This is a genomic window from Streptomyces chengmaiensis, from assembly GCF_029846775.1.
Lineage (GTDB): Bacteria > Actinomycetota > Actinomycetes > Streptomycetales > Streptomycetaceae > Streptomyces > Streptomyces chengmaiensis.
Map to the genome: position 1 here is coordinate 83,324 of NZ_JARWBG010000022.1, position 14,555 is coordinate 97,878.

At 72.9% G+C, this 14,555-nt stretch carries 14 protein-coding genes and 1 pseudogene; 9 read left to right on the forward strand and 6 right to left on the reverse strand.

All coding sequences use genetic code 11. The features are described from left to right. Positions 1–79: 79 nt before the first annotated feature. Positions 80–451, forward strand: a complete 372-nt coding sequence (locus QCN29_RS19515; protein ID WP_279929612.1) for a hypothetical protein — start codon at positions 80–82, stop codon at positions 449–451. Next, positions 444–722, forward strand: a complete 279-nt coding sequence (locus QCN29_RS19520; RefSeq protein ID WP_279929614.1) for a DUF7848 domain-containing protein — start codon at positions 444–446, stop codon at positions 720–722. The genes QCN29_RS19515 and QCN29_RS19520 overlap by 8 nt, the downstream gene beginning before the upstream one ends. A 144-nt stretch (positions 723–866) precedes the next feature. On the opposite strand, the gene QCN29_RS19525 is transcribed toward QCN29_RS19520, so the two are convergent. The 3 genes from QCN29_RS19525 to QCN29_RS19535 all read right to left on the reverse strand — a co-directional run bounded on the left by QCN29_RS19525 (position 867) and on the right by QCN29_RS19535 (position 3,780). Next, positions 867–1,049 (reverse strand): hypothetical protein, encoded by a 183-nt coding sequence (locus QCN29_RS19525; RefSeq protein ID WP_279929616.1) that lies wholly within the window; start codon positions 1,047–1,049, stop codon positions 867–869. 65 nt (positions 1,050–1,114) lie between these two features. Further along, positions 1,115–1,672: a PadR family transcriptional regulator gene (locus tag QCN29_RS19530; RefSeq protein WP_279929617.1), complete on the reverse strand. Its 558-nt coding sequence runs from the start codon at positions 1,670–1,672 to the stop codon at positions 1,115–1,117. 83 nt (positions 1,673–1,755) lie between these two features. Then, positions 1,756–3,780 carry an NADPH-dependent 2,4-dienoyl-CoA reductase gene (locus QCN29_RS19535; RefSeq protein ID WP_279929618.1) on the reverse strand — a complete coding sequence of 675 codons (2,025 nt, stop codon included), beginning with the start codon at positions 3,778–3,780 and terminating at the stop codon, positions 1,756–1,758. Between the two features lie 234 nt (positions 3,781–4,014). On the opposite strand from QCN29_RS19535, the gene QCN29_RS19540 reads away from it, so the two are divergent. Both QCN29_RS19540 and QCN29_RS19545 read left to right on the forward strand, forming a co-directional pair. Then, positions 4,015–5,937 (forward strand): ABC1 kinase family protein, encoded by a 1,923-nt coding sequence (locus tag QCN29_RS19540; protein WP_279929620.1) that lies wholly within the window; start codon positions 4,015–4,017, stop codon positions 5,935–5,937. Between the two features lie 795 nt (positions 5,938–6,732). Further along, on the forward strand, positions 6,733–7,515 hold the full coding sequence (locus tag QCN29_RS19545) for a bestrophin-like domain (RefSeq protein WP_279929622.1): 783 nt from the start codon (positions 6,733–6,735) through the stop codon (positions 7,513–7,515). Positions 7,516–7,519: 4 nt separating this feature from the next. Here the strand turns inward: QCN29_RS19545 and QCN29_RS19550 are convergent, their stop codons facing one another. After that, the gene (locus QCN29_RS19550) at positions 7,520–7,654 is read right to left on the reverse strand and encodes a DUF6126 family protein (protein WP_279929624.1); all 135 of its coding nucleotides are present in this window, start codon (positions 7,652–7,654) and stop codon (positions 7,520–7,522) included. A 144-nt stretch (positions 7,655–7,798) separates the two neighbouring features. Between QCN29_RS19550 and QCN29_RS19555 the strand changes: the two genes are divergently transcribed. Continuing rightward, positions 7,799–8,266 (forward strand): universal stress protein, encoded by a 468-nt coding sequence (locus QCN29_RS19555; RefSeq protein ID WP_279929625.1) that lies wholly within the window; start codon positions 7,799–7,801, stop codon positions 8,264–8,266. A gap of 162 nt (positions 8,267–8,428) precedes the next feature. After that, positions 8,429–8,622 (forward strand): annotated as a pseudogene (locus QCN29_RS19560) (hypothetical protein); the annotation flags it as partial. Positions 8,623–8,795: 173 nt separating this feature from the next. Here QCN29_RS19560 and QCN29_RS19565 read toward each other — a convergent pair. Next, positions 8,796–9,173 (reverse strand): hypothetical protein, encoded by a 378-nt coding sequence (locus QCN29_RS19565; protein ID WP_279929626.1) that lies wholly within the window; start codon positions 9,171–9,173, stop codon positions 8,796–8,798. A gap of 95 nt (positions 9,174–9,268) precedes the next feature. Next, positions 9,269–10,081 carry an MBL fold metallo-hydrolase gene (locus tag QCN29_RS19570; RefSeq protein WP_279929627.1) on the reverse strand — a complete coding sequence of 271 codons (813 nt, stop codon included), beginning with the start codon at positions 10,079–10,081 and terminating at the stop codon, positions 9,269–9,271. 93 nt (positions 10,082–10,174) lie between these two features. On the opposite strand from QCN29_RS19570, the gene QCN29_RS19575 reads away from it, so the two are divergent. The 3 genes from QCN29_RS19575 to QCN29_RS19585 all read left to right on the forward strand — a co-directional run bounded on the left by QCN29_RS19575 (position 10,175) and on the right by QCN29_RS19585 (position 14,546). After that, positions 10,175–10,870: a TetR/AcrR family transcriptional regulator C-terminal domain-containing protein gene (locus QCN29_RS19575; protein WP_279929628.1), complete on the forward strand. Its 696-nt coding sequence runs from the start codon at positions 10,175–10,177 to the stop codon at positions 10,868–10,870. 569 nt (positions 10,871–11,439) lie between these two features. After that, a complete protein-coding gene (locus tag QCN29_RS19580) occupies positions 11,440–12,474 on the forward strand; it encodes an endonuclease/exonuclease/phosphatase family protein (protein ID WP_279929629.1) in 1,035 nt (344 codons plus the stop codon). A gap of 38 nt (positions 12,475–12,512) precedes the next feature. Then, positions 12,513–14,546, forward strand: coding sequence for an FUSC family protein (locus tag QCN29_RS19585; protein ID WP_279929630.1), 2,034 nt, complete (start codon positions 12,513–12,515; stop codon positions 14,544–14,546). Positions 14,547–14,555: the final 9 nt, after the last annotated feature.

Here is a 14,555-nt window from a genome sequence, read left to right on the forward strand (position 1 = left end):
CTGGCTCATATATGGAGTGACGGCCAGTCAGCTCCTACGGTCACCGTGTCCCTATCAGCGGCCCAGCCGGGGGTGCCCAGTGAGCCAGCCCAGGAGCGACGCGGACCGCCTGCGCCGCAGGGAACTGTACGACGCGGCAACGGGCCTGGTCGGCCCCCGCTTACTGCCGTGGACCACGCCGGACGGGTGCCCTTGCTATCTGAGCACCGACGGCAGGGGCTACCTGTCCACGCTCGCCGACAGCATCGAAGCCGTCCAGCTCGGCATGGGCGAGGAGCTGCTGGAACACGCCCGCGAAACCGTGGCCCCCGGCATGCGGGCACTGTCGGCCACCGAGTACCGCTGGCTCGCCTCCCGGCTGGCCGAAGCCCTCACCGACGCGCTCCGGGTGGCTGAGTCACGGGGGCAGCGCATCCCGGACCCGCAGGAAGAGGCGGCCGAGCGTGCCTGACGCCACCAGTGCCAGCACCCCGACCAGCAGGCGGCGCTACCGCTTCCGCCAGTACCACGTCACCGCCGTCGTGGACCCCATGACCCTGCCGACGGTCGAGGCCGTCTGCGTCACCGGCGAAGACCACGACTGCGGCGCGACCTCCGGCGCAGTGCACACCGAAGACGAACTGACCCGCTGGATCGCCGAACACTGCGCCCGGACCGGCCACGACTTCTACCACCGCACCACCCGCACCACCCTCCGCGCCGAACCCGGAGCCTGGCACTGACCCGTGTCTGTCCCCCCTCGATGTTCCCGCAGGTGTCGTACGGCTCCGTGCGTGCGGCGCTTGATGAGGGTGTGGAGCGCGGGGTGTGGGACTACGAGGAGGGCGCTGTATCAGCCCACCACGACGACTGGGGCTCGGGGACCGTCACACCAGCGCGATGAAGAGTGCCAGGGTCAGCAGTGCCAGCAGCGCGCCGTACAGGGCCAGGGTGAGGGCGCCGGCCTCGGAGGAGGGGTCCCGGTCCGCGGCGCGGGAGAGGCCGAGGGCGCTGCGCAGCAGCAGGGCGAGCGCGGCGACGGACAAGACGGCGAACAGCGAGTCGATCACGCTGGGAGATTCTCACGGGGCGTCGGGGGGCGCATGCCGGGCGGTGCCGATTCGGTGACGGGTGGTCAGGGTGCCGGCGTCTCCTGCTCCCCGGGGCCCAGGGCCGTCAGGGCGTCCGTCAGCCACTTGGTCCAGAAGGTCTCCAGTTCGATTCCGCCGCGCAGGACCAGATGGCGCAGCCGGTCCGTCTCCGCGGTGCGGCGCTCAGGGGGGAAGTCGCGGTCCTCGATGGACCGGTAGTGCTCCAGCTGGCTGCGGTGGAGGTCCAGATGGCGGGCGAGTTCCTCCCGTATGCCGGTGCTGCCGACGACCGCCGCGGCCCGCAGCCGAAGCAGCAGCGGGTCGCGGACGGTCTTGGGGTCCTCGCGTCTGGCGACCCAGGAGGCGAGTTCGGCGCGGCCGGCCGGGAGGACCTCGTACTCCTTCTTCTGGCCGCGCGCGGGCTGCTCCGAGGGGAGGGCGCGGATCTGGCCGGCCTGCTCCAGTTTGCCGAGCTCCCGGTAGATCTGCTGGTGCGTGGCGGACCAGAAGTACCCGATCGACCTGTCGAAGCGGCGGGTCAGCTCCAGACCGGAGGAGGGCTTTTCGAGCAGGGCCGTGAGGATCGCGTGCGGGAGGGACATGGCCCCGATCCTAGGGAGGTGGGAAGGCTGTCACGTCAGCCGGAGCAGCCGGGCAGCCGGAGCGGTCGGAGCGGTCGGAGCGGTCAGAGGGCGGCCGCCAGCCGGGTGCCCTGGTCGATGGCGCGCTTGGCGTCCAGCTCTGCCGCCACGTCCGCGCCGCCGATCAGATGCGGGGTGCGGCCCGCCGCGGTCAGCTCCTCGTACAGCGTGCGCTGCGGCTCCTGGCCGGTGCACAGCACGACCGTGTCGACGGGCAGGACGCGCTGCTCGCCGTCCACGGTGAGGTGCAGGCCCTCGTCGTCGATCCGCTCGTACGTCGCGCCCGCCGTCATCGTCACCCCGCGGTGCCTCAGCTCGGTGCGGTGTATCCAGCCGGTCGTCTTGCCGAGCCCGGCGCCGACCTTGCTGGTCTTGCGCTGGAGGAGGTGGACCTGGCGCGGGGGTGCGGGCCGCTCGGGGGCGGTCAGCCCGCCGGGGCCCTCGTAGTCCATGTCGACGCCCCACTGACGGAAGTAGGCCGCCGGGTCCTGGCTGACGCCCTCGCCGCCGTCGGTGAGGAACTCGGCGACGTCAAAGCCGATGCCGCCCGCTCCGATCACCGCGACGCGCCCGCCGACGTCCGCTCCGTCGCGCAGCACGTCCAGATAGCTCAGCACGCTGGGGTGGTCGGCTCCGTCGATGTCCGGGGTCCGCGGGATGACGCCGGTGGCCAGGACGATCTCGTCGTGGGCTGCGGTCTCCAGGTCGGCCGCCGTGACGCGGGCGCCGAGGCGCACCTCGACGCCCAGTTCGTCCAGCCGGACGCGGAAGTAGCGCAGCGTCTCCTCGAACTCCTCCTTGCCGGGAATCCGCTTGGCGATGTTGAGCTGGCCGCCGATCTCGTCCGCGGCTTCGTAGAGCACGACCTCGTGGCCGCGTTCGGCGGCGGACACGGCGCAGGCGAGCCCCGCGGGCCCGGCCCCGACGACGGCGACGCGCTTGCGCAGCCGGGTCGGGGAGAGCACCAGCTCGGTCTCGTGGCAGGCGCGCGGATTGACCAGGCAGGAGGTGAGCTTGCCGCTGAAGGTGTGGTCCAGGCAGGCCTGGTTGCAGCCGATGCAGGTGTTGATGGCGTCGGCGCGCCCGGCCCGCGCCTTGGCGACGAAGTCGGGGTCGGCGAGGAAGGGCCGGGCGAGGGACACCATGTCGGCGCGGCCCTCGGCGAGGATCTGTTCGGCGATCTCGGGGGTGTTGATGCGGTTGCTGGTGATGAGCGGCACGGACACCGCGCCCATCAGCTTCCTTGTCACCCAGGTGTACGCGCCGCGCGGCACGGAGGTGGCGATGGTGGGGATGCGGGCCTCGTGCCAGCCGATCCCGGTGTTGATGACGGTTGCCCCGGCCGCCTCGATCTCCTTGGCGAGCGTGACCACCTCGTCGAGGGTGGAGCCGCCGGGCACCAGGTCCAGCATGGAGAGCCGGTAGATCAGGATGAAGTCGGAGCCGACCCGCTCGCGTGTGCGCCGGACGATCTCGACGGGGAAGCGGATGCGGTTCTCGTATGAGCCGCCCCAGCGGTCGGTGCGCTGGTTGGTGGCGGCGGCGATGAACTCGTTGATCAGATAGCCCTCGGAGCCCATGATCTCGACGCCGTCGTATCCGGCGGACCTGGCGAGTTCCGCGGCCCGTACGAAGTCCTCGACGGTCTCCTCGACCTCCGCGTCGGTCAGGGCGTGCGGGACGAAGGGGCTGATGGGGGCCTGCAGCGCGCTGGGGGCGACCAGATCGGCGTGGTAGGCGTACCGTCCGAAGTGCAGGATCTGCATCGCGATCCGCCCGCCCGCGGCGTGGACGGCGTCGGTGACGACGCGGTGCTCGGCGGCCTCCGCCTCGGTGGTGAGCCGGGCCCCGCCCTCGTACGGGCGGCCCCGGTCGTTGGGCGCGATGCCGCCGGTGACGATCAGCCCGGCGCCGCCGCGGGCGCGGGCGGCGTAGAAGGCGGCCATCCGCTCGAAGCCGCGCTCGGCCTCCTCCAGGCCGATGTGCATCGACCCCATGAGCACACGGTTGGGCAGCGTGGTGAACCCCAGGTCGAGCGGGCTCAGCAGATGCGGATACGGGTTGCTCACGGCGGCACTCCTCGGCCTGAGGCGTCAGCGGTCGACGGTCAGCGTTCGGCGGTCGGCGTTCGGCGGCCGGACGTCACGGTCGGGGACGTCGGCGGCCAGGGAACGTCAGCAGCCTTTGTAGCCGCGCACCGCCGATTTTGCAACAAGGTGCAAAAGATCCGCTCCGCCATGCCTCGAGCGCGATGCGAGACGATCAACCCGGGCGTCGTCGGGGGCGGAAGGGGGGGAAGAGCCATGTGGATCCTGGGTGCCGTGGCGGGCGCGTTCACGGTGATGGTGCTGCCCGCCCTGCTCGGCCGCAGGCTGCTCGGCGTCGAAGCCGGTCCGCTGCGCACCGTGATCGCCGGGTTCGCCGGGATCTCCGTCTCCGGATCTCTCATCGCCCCGCAGCTCGAGAAGCAGGGCGCCCGCGTCGAGCTGTTCACGCTGATGGCGGGCGTGGGGCTGCTCGCCGCCATGGTGACCCTGGTCGTCCTCGACCTCGCCTCCCCGCCCGGCGGTCTGCGCCCGCTGTCCTGGGCCGGACGGCTGCGCGGCCGCATCGCGCGCGTGCGCCGCTACTCCCGGATCGTCAGGATCGCAGGGCGGCACGGCCTCGGCCCCTATCTGAGCGGCCGCGGCCGGCCGTACGAGACCCGGCACGAACTGCTCGCCCAGGAGCTCCGCCAGGCCCTCCAGGCAGGCGGCGCCACCTTCGTCAAACTGGGCCAGCTGATGTCCACCCGGCGCGATCTGCTGCCCGCCGTGTACGTCGAGGAGCTCAGCCGCCTCCAGGACCGGGTGGAGCCCGCCCCCTGGCCCGAGGTGGAGCAGGCGCTGCTCGCCTCGCTGGGCGCGCCGCCCGAGGAGGTCTTCGCCGCCTTCGACCGGATGCCGCTCGCCGCCGCCTCCATCGCCCAGGTGCACGCGGCCGTGCTGCACGACGGCGCACGCGTCATCGTCAAGGTCCAGCGCCCCGGCATCCGCGACGCCGTCGAACGCGACCTCGACATCGTGAACCGGCTCGCCGCCACCCTTCAGGCCCGCACCGACTGGGGCCGCGCCCTACGGCTGCCCGAGCTCGCCCAGGGCTTCGCCGTCGCCCTGCGCGAGGAACTCGACTTCCGCGTCGAGGCACGCAACATCACCGCCGTACGGCAGGCTGCGGCCGCCCGCGGCGACCGCAGCGTCGCCCTCCCGGAGCTGTGCCAACGCCTCAGCAGCGAACGCGTCCTGGTGATGAGCCGGATCGACGGGGTTCCGCTGGGCCAGGCCGAGACCGGCGGCCCCGAGCACGGCAAGGAGCTCGCCGACACCCTGTTCACCGCGCTGCTCAACCAGATCGTGCACGACGGCGTCTTCCACGCCGACCCGCATCCCGGCAACATCCTGCTGCGCCCCGACGGCACCCCGGCCCTGCTGGACTTCGGCTCCGTGGGCCGCATCGACGCAGGGCTGCGCGATGCGATGGCCGGGCTCTTCCTCGCCGTGGACCGGGGCGACCCGGCCGCGCTGCGCGATGCGCTGCTGGAGGTCACCGACCGGCCGGAGGACGTGGACGAGCAGCGGCTGCAGCGGGCGCTCGGCCAGTTCAGCGCGCGGCATCTCGGGCACGGGTCCGCGCCGGGCAGCGCGATGTTCACGGATCTGTTCCGGCTGGTCACGGACTTCCGCCTGGCCGTGCCGCCGGAGATCGCCGCCGTGTTCCGGGCGCTCGGCACCCTGGAGGGCACTCTGGAGCGGGTCGCGTCCGGGTTCAACATGCTGGCCGCCTCGCGGGCGTACGCGGCCGGGCAGCTGACCCGGCAGCTCGGCACGCAGGCCGCCCGTGAGACGGTGCGCGACGAACTCCTCGCCGTACTGCCGGTGTTGCGGCGGCTGCCGCGCCGCCTCGACCGGATCGGCAGCGCGCTGGAAGAGGGCCGGCTCGGCGTCGGCGTACGGCTGCTGGCCGATCCGCGGGACCGGCGCGTGGCGGGGGAGCTGCTCAGCCGGGTGCTGCTGACGTTCCTCGGCATCTTCTTCGGCGTGGTCGGGGTGCAGCTGCTCGGCACGGAGGGCGGGCCGCAGGTGACCGACGCGCTCAGCCTGTACGCGTTGATCGGCTACCACCTGCTGGTGCTGTCGGCCGCCGTGGTGATCCGTACGGTTTATGTGCTCACCCGTCCCTTGGAGTGACAATCAGAAAACTGTTCCGGTCACCCACACGGCGCAAATCCGGCATCAGTGCAGGTGGGACGCCCCTTAGCGTGCACGTGTGGCTGGTTGGGAGCAGTTGGGCGCACTGGGCATCGCAGTGCTTCTTGGCCCGCAGGGTGCATCGGTCGAAGTGGGGACGCCGGGCGGCGGCCCCGAGGTGTCGGTCGTCGTCCAGGTGACGGAGTGTCCGCCGCCTCCCCCACCGTGTCCAACGCCCGAGCCCACGCCAGAGCCGGAACCAGAACCGGAACCGGAGCCCCCCGCGCCAGAACCTTCCGCCTCGGAGCCGGAGCCGGAGCCGGCACCCGAACCAGAGCCCGAACCAGAACCAGAGCCCGAACCGGAACCGGAGCCCCTGGCACCCGAGCCTGAACGGCCCGCACCGCCGACCCCCGCGCCCGAGCCCACGCCCGACCCGGAACCGGAGCCCGCGCCCGACCCGGAACCGGAGCCCGCGCCGGAACCGGAACCGGAGCCCGAGCCGGCGACACCGCGACCGGCCGTACACGCGCCCTCACCGCCCGCGGACCCGCCCGCGGACCCGCCCGAGCCACCCCAGGACTTCGAGGTACGGGGCTACAGCGGCACCCATGCCGCGCCAAAGACCGGGACCTCGCTCGTCGTGCTGACGATGGTCACCACCACCCCGGCCGTCCTCGCCGCCGCCCTGCTGCGCCCGCGCTCACGAAGCGCCTCGGGCGGCCGCGGCGGCCGCTCGTCCTGACGGACGCCCCTCACCCCCACCCCGTTTCACTTCACACTCGGAGAGCCTCCATGTCCGAATGGCTGGTCCTGGCTGCCGCGATGGCCGCCGCCTGCGCCGTGGTCCTCGTCGTCGTCGTTCTCAGGCACCGCAGGCTGAACAGGGCCGAAGAGTCGGTCGACCCCTCGGAGACACCCGACGTCCTCGAATACATGACGATGATGGTCGGCGTCGTCTACGCGATCGTGCTCGGCCTTGCCATCGCGGGCGTGTGGGAGGCGCGCAGCGCCGCCCAGGACGACGTACGGCGTGAGGCCCAGGCGCTGCACGAGATCACCCAGCGCGCCAAGGTCTACCCGCCCGAGGTCCAGGACCAGCTGCACAAGAACGTCAACGCGTACGTCTCCCATGTGGTCCACCACGAGTGGCCGCGGATGATCGACAGCAACGAGCTGACGGGACGGGGCGACCTGCTGCTCGACACCGTCCGCGCGGGCATCGCCGAGCGGGTCCCGGCCAATGAGCTGGAGTCGCACGCCTACCAGCCGCTGGTGGACCAGGTGGCGGTCGCCAGCGACGCGCGGAACGCACGCGAGTCCCACGCCGGAGAGACGCTGCCAGGTGTGGTGTGGTTCGGGCTGATCACCGGCGCGCTGGTCACCGTGGGGCTGATCTTCACCCTGCAGATCCAGCGCTCACCGCGTGAACTGCTGCTCGCCGGACTGTTCAGCGCGTTGATCGCGTTTCTGCTGTTCCTGGTCTGGGACTTCGACGCGCCGTTCGGGCGGTCGGGCACGGACTCCGCCGAAGCGTTCCACCAGCTGTTCGGCGGAGCGCTCGGCCAGCAGGGCTGACCCGCTATTTTCCCTGCCCGCCGACATAGAACAGCAGGTACACGAACCCGGCGAAGAGGTGGCTGGCGAAGACGTAGACGAAGACGCGCAGCGCGACGCCGCGCTCCTTCCAGCTCTCGCTCTCGCGCTTGTCGCCCACCGTCACTCCTCAGGGGTCCGCACCGTCCGATACAGGGTACGAGACCGTGCGACACGGGGAAGAGTCCGACCGGACGGCCGGTCTGCCCAATTTTGCGTAGGCTTGCAGTGTGCGACACATACGTCACACACGGAGGTGGCCGCCATGGCTCCGCGCGAAGCAGCGAAGAAGGACAACGGCAGGATCGTGGTCGGCGTGGACGGCTCCGAGCCGTCGCTCAAGGCCCTGCGGTGGGCCGTACGGCAGTCCGGCCTGACCGGCGACACGGTGGAGGCCGTGATCAGCTGGGAGTACCCGGCGGCGGGCTGGGCCTCGATGGTGCCGAGCATGCCCGAGGACTTCGACCCCGAGAGACTGGCCGCCAAGATCCTGGACGAGTCCCTGGAAGGGACGCTCACCAAGAAGGACGCAGCGGCCGTCACCCGCACGGTCACCGTCGGCAGCCCGGCGCAGGTGCTGCTGGAGCGGGCCGAGGGAGCGTCGCTGCTGGTCGTCGGCGACCGCGGGTACAGCCTGTTCAAGTCGGCGCTGCTCGGGTCCGTAGGACTGCACGTCACACAGCACGCGCCGTGCCCGGTGGTCGTGGTGCGCGGCGAGGTCCCCGCAGCCTGACCCGGGCGCGCCTGACCCGGGCGCGCCTCATCCGGGCGCACCCCATCCGGGCGCGCCTGATCCGGGCCCGCCCGCTGACCTGGGCACACGGTCCGGGCGCGGCGTCAACCATCTGTCGTTGCCGGTGCCGGCTCCTGTCGTTCTCGGCATGCCCCTGCACTCATCTGGCGCGACCACCCCGCAGGCGTCCTCCGGGCCGCGATCGGCCGGGCGACGGGCGGCCACGGGGGTCTGGTGCCGGTCACCGGCGAGGCCGGCATCGGCAAGACGACGCTGGTCATGGACGCGGCGGACGAGGCGCGGCGGTGCTGGGCGGGTCGTGCTGGGATTCGCAGCGCGCTCCCGGGTACCGACCGTGAAGACGGAGCGCAGCACCTCGACCGCGTACAGCCCACTCGAACCATGGCCGCAGGTCGTCGCCTCCCTGCCTCGCTTCCGGACTCTCATCCGCCAGGCGCGAGACGACGACGCGCGGCCACCAGACCGGATCTGGCGGCTCCGTTTGCCGGTGCTCTCCGCGCTGTACGCGCTACTCGTGCGTGTAGAAGAGGTAGAAGGCCACGACGGTCACCCCCGCCCCCACCGAGACCCCGAGCCCCGTGGACCTGAGGACGCTGGACTCACCCGTCAGGCTGACCAGGAAGCCGATCGCCGCCGCCGACAGAGCGCCGTAGCAAAGGGCGCGCAGCTCACGCGGCAGGCTCTTCTGGTACCGGCCCAGCAGAAAGGCCAGCACGGCCATCACGGCCCCGGACACCACCGCGAGAACGGCCTGGCCGACCGAGCCGGGGCCGCCGTCGCGGGCGATGAACGCCGCGTAGGCCCCGTACGAGATGCCCAGCACGAGGGGCAGCGCCCAGCCGAGGTAGCCGTGGTGCCGGCGCGTGGGCGTCGCTGCGTGTGCCATGGCGGGACTCCTTCGCTCGTGTCCACCATGTGTCCTCCTCCCAGGGCACACCCGCATACGGCCGCGGTCAACTCGTGTGCCCTGCGGGGCGGCGGTCAGCGCACGCGACCGGGCGCTTCCGCGGTGAAGCGGGCGAACTCCGACACGTCGTGGGAGGAGAAGACGCGGATCAGCCTCGGGTCGTCGCGGCGGGCTTCGCGCAGGCGGTCGAGGCCGGTCAGGCGCTGGCCGTGGTTGTCGGCGACGAAGCGCTGGTAGAGGGAGAGGGGGCGGGGGCAGCGGGGGCGGCGCAGGTCGATCTCGCCGTGGAAGAAGTACGCGTCCCCCGCGTGCAGCAGCCAGTGGTCCGGCCGCTGCACCGCCACCGCGCAGTGGCCCCTGGTGTGGCCGGGCAGCGGGATCATCAGGATGTCCGGGGAGCGCTGGACGGGAGAGGCGGCGAAACCGTGCCAGGTCGAGTCGGCCGTGTCGTGGATGACCCAGTGGGGGCTGTGCGCCCAGTGGGCGGGCATATAGCGGCCCGCGTCGAGGCGGCTCTCGCGTCGCATCGCCGCCCGGTACTCGTCGGCCGTCACATGGACCCGTGCGTGGGGGAAGTCGGCGAGGCCGCCCGTGTGGTCGAGGTCCAGATGCGTCAGGACGATGTCCCGCACGTCGTGGGGGTCGTAGCCGAGCGCCCGTATCTGGTGCGCCGCGGTGCGCGAGAGGTCGAGCGTGGGCCGCGCGAGCCGACGGAACAGGGTCCCGAGGCGGTGCGGCTCCATCACGTCCGCGGCGCCGAGGCCGGTGTCGATCAGGACGAGGCCGCTGCCCGTGGCCACCAGCAGGCAGTGGCCGACCATCCGTTCGGCGCCCACCAGGGGGCTCATCGGCGCGCAGTCGAGGTGGTGGACCGCGGGCACGGACATCTGGGCCTCCAGGAACTTACAGCGTAAGTACGGGGGTAACAGGGGGTAGGGAAGCACTTACGCTGTAGGCCGTCAAGGAGTCGGGAGCCGCCCATGTCCGCCGCACCTCCGTCCCGCCGCGAGTCGACGGCCAAACCGCTGTCCCGCGAACGGATCATCGCCGCCGCGCTCCGCATCATCGACGCCGACGGGGCGGACGCCCTCTCCATGCGGCGGCTCGCCGCGACCCTGGGCGTGCAGGCGATGTCGCTCTACAACCATGTGGGCGGCAAGGCCGATCTCATCGACGGGGTGGCTGAGTTCGTCACACGCGAGATGCGGCTGCCCAAGCCGATGGAGGGCAGCTGGGAGGACCGGATCCGCACCATCGCCCACGCTTTCCGCCGGACGTCCCTGCGCCATCCGCGCGCCTGCCAGCTTGTCCTCACCCGCCAGCTCAGCTCGCCCACCGCGCTCGCCCCGATCGACTGCTCCCTCACCGTCCTCCTCGACCACGGCTTCGACGAGGAGACGGCGGTGCGGGCGCTGCGGCTGTTCACCGCGTACCAGGTGGGGTGCCTGCTGCGGGAGTTCTACGCCTCGTCCGAAAACCGGGGCGAGGACGACGCGGCGGTGCGCGAACGCGCGGGCCGACTGGCCGGGTCGGGCTTCCCCGCGGTCGCCAGGGTCGCGCCGATGCTCGCGGTGATCGACCATGAGGCGGAGTTCGCGTTCGGAGTGGAGACGCTGATCGAGGGGCTGCGCAAGCACGCGCCGCCTCTCGCGTCTGCCGGGCGGGAAGGCCGGTAGGGCCGGGGCGAGCAGTACGGGCAGCCCGGACAGCCCGAAGCCTGTCCGGCCCATCGAGTCCGTCCACCCGTCCGGCCCGGACAGCCGGGAGGGACCGGCCGGCCCCTCCACCCGTCCCACCCGGGCCACGCGAGCCGACCGAGCCACACGGGCAGGCGGGGCAGGCGAGCAGGCGAGCCACGCGGGCGGCCAGGCGGGCCGACCGGGCAACGCGGCCACACGGCCACACGGACCGACCGAGCCACGCAGGCAACGCGGGCAACGCAGGCAACGCAGGCAGGCGGCCACACGGGCCGACCGAGCCACGCAGGCAACGCGGGCAGGCGGCCACGCGGACCGACCGAGCCACACGGCCACACGGCCACGCGGACCGACCGAGCCACGCAGGCAACGCGGGCAGGCACGCGGGCACGCGGACCGACCGAGCCACACGGGCAGGCGGGCGGCCACGCGAGCCGACCGAGCCACGCAGGCAACGCGGGCCACGCGGCCACGCGGGCAACGCGGGCGCGAAGACTGACGTCTTCACAGGGCGAGCACGCGGACGACACAGCTCGGAGGACGGCGCCTTGGAGAGCAGCACCATCACCCCGGCGGCCCCGGAGGCCGCCGACGACACCACCGCGGCGCGCCGCGGCGGCCTTCGCCGTCTCGCCGGCTGGTCGGCCGTCGCGCTCCTCCTCGTGCCCACCGCCGTCGCCGCCTGCCGCACCGCGGACGTCGACGCCGTCACCCCCATGCCCCAGCTCCTCGCCTTCCTCCCCTGGATGCTCCTCCCGGCGGGCGCCGCCCTGCTGCTCGCCTTCCTGGGGCGGCGGCGCGCCTCTGTCCTGTGGGCGGCGGCGGTGCTCGCGCTCCTCGGCTGGTACGTCAGGCCGTACGACACCGGGCTGACCGAAGACCCGCCGGGGCCCGTCGCCGCCCGGCTCACGGTGCTCACCTCCAACCTGGAGTTCGGCGGCGCGACCGAGGGTCTGCTGACGGCGGTCCGCCGGGAGCAGCCGGATCTGGTCTTTGTCCAGGAGTGCAGCGTGGCCTGCGCCAAGGCGCTTCGGTCCCGGGTCTCCCGGACCGACTACCCGTACCGGCACATCGTCGAGGGCGATCCTGCGGAGGGGTCGGCCATCCTCAGCAGGCACCCGCTCGAGCCCGCCCCCGGCGTCGACTCCGTCCTCGCCATGCCGGGCGCGACGGCGACCGTGGGCGAGCTGCCGGTGAACCTCCAGCTCGCCCACCCGCTGCCGCCCGTCCCCAGCGCCGTGGACGACTGGCGGCACGAACTCGGCCGGCTCACCTCGTACGCCGCCGGAGCCCGGGACGGCGGCCGCCCGACCCTTATCGCCGGGGACTTCAACGCCACCCAGGACCACGCCGCCTTCCGCCGGGTCCTCGAAGCCGGCGAGCTGCGCGACAGCGCGACGCTGGCAGGCGCGTCCCGCACCCCGTCGTGGCCGGCCGCGGTCCGCCGCCCGCTCGGGGCCCAGATCGACCATGTGCTGGTCAGCGAGGACTTCTCGGTGCGGGGCGCCCGCTTCCTCGATCTGGCGGACACCGACCACCGCTCGCTGCTCGTCACCCTCGATCTGCACCTGCGCACTGAGTGACTTGCGCTGATCGCTCCCTTCGGGGTCTTTTGTTGACCATGCGCGAACGCGAACGCCCGACGGGGCTGATGACGCCTCCCGACTGGCTGCTTCAGGCGCTGCGCCCGCAGCGCGTCCCCGTCCCCTGGGCCGCCGTGGCCCGCGCCGGCGTCGCGCTGTCCGCACCGCTCGCGGTCGGCTTCGCCGCCGACCGGCCCGCGTACGGGGCGCTGGCCTCCATGGGCGCGCTCTCCGGCGTCATCGGAGACACCGCCGACGCCTACCGGATGCGCATCTTCAACATCGCGGTGCCGCAGCTGTTCGGCGCGGTGGGCGTCACACTCGGCACGCTGGTGTACGGGGAGGGCTGGGCGGCCGTCGCCGCGCTGACGCTGGTCGCGCTGGTCTCCGGGATGATCTCCTCGATCGGCGCGGTGGCCTCCGTATCCGGGCTGCTGCTCCTGCTGAACGCGGTGGTCGGATCCGGGCTGCCGCTGCCCGAGCCCTGGTGGAAGCCGCCGCTGCTGCTCGGCGCCGGCGGGTTGTTCGTCCTGGCGCTGACGCTGCTCGGCTGGCCGTGGCGCGGGCGGGAGCCGGAACGGGCCTCGGTCGCCGACGCCTACCGCAGCGTCGGCGAGCTGCTGGCCGCGGCCGGCGGCGACGCGTACCCGGCACGACGCCAGGACGTCACCCAGGCGCTCAACACCTCATACGACCTGATCCTGGCCCGGCGCGCCCGCGACCTGGGGCGGGGCAGCCCGATGACCCGGCTGCTCGCACAGCTGAACGCGCTGATCCCGCTGGTCGAGGCGGCCGCGGCGGCGCATCTGTACGGACGGGCCTCCCGGCGGCCCGAGATCGCGGAGGCGGTACGGGACCTGGCGGACGTGATCGCGGCCTCCCGCACCCGTCCTGTCTCCCGCACCCGTCCTGTCTCCCGCGCCCGCACCGGCCCCGCCTCCCCCGCCTCCCGCACCCCCGCGGCGCCGCCTCCCCTGCCCGAACCGGAGGGCCCGGCCGACCGCGCTGTCGACTCCGCGCTGCGCCACGCCTGGACGACGGTCCACCAGCCCGACCCGGACCCGTACAACGTCGACGACCGGCTGGGCCGCCCCGCGGCCCTCCGCTTCCGCGTCCGCCGCGGCGCCCGCGACATCCTGCTCTCCAATGCCTCCTGGCGGTACGGCCTGCGGCTGGCGCTCTGCATCGGCCTCGCGCAGACGCTGGTGACGCTGGTGCCGGTGGAACGCTCGTACTGGGTGGCGCTCACCATCACCTTTGTGATGAAGCCGGACTTCGGGTCGGTCTTCTCCCGCGCCGTGATGCGCGCGCTGGGCACCGCGGGCGGGCTGCTGATCGCCATCCCCGTCCTGGCGGAGGTCCCCCGCGGCTGGTGGGACGTGCCGGTGACGATGGCGCTCGCCGCGCTCATCCCGGCGTTCACCGTGAAGGGATACGCCTTCCAGACCGCCGCCATCACCCCGGTGATCCTGGTGCTCTCCGACCTCATCAACCACCAGGGCTTCGATCTGATCCTGCCCCGGCTGACCGACAGCCTCACCGGCTGCGCGATCGCACTGATCGCGGGCTATCTGCTGTGGCCGGAGAGCTGGCACGCCCGCATCGGCGACCGGCTGGCGGACGCCGTCCAGGACATCGCGGAGTACGTGGCGTGCGCGTTTCCGCAGGAGTCCGCCGAAGCCCCGGCGGCGCACATGGAACGGGTCCGCACCCGCCGCCGCATCTACCGCGATCTGTCCGCCGTGCGCACCGAGCTCCAGCGCGCCCTGACCGAACCCCCGCCGACGGGCACGCGGGCCGCCGCCTGGCAGCCGCTCGCCGTCGCAGTCGAACGCATCATGGACGCCACCACCGCCGCCCGCGTCCGCGTGGCCCACGGCGCTCCGCCCCCGCCCCCCGCCGAGGTCGCCGCCGTCACCCGCCAACTCCGCGAACTCGCCGACGGCCTGCGCTCCAGCAGCGTCCTCGTCACGGTCCGCGCCAACCTGGAGGGCGACGAGAGGGGCATCCTGGCCCCCCTCCGCCACGAAGTGACTGCAGCCCGCGCCATCGCCTCTCCCACCGGCCGCTGAGACCGGGCG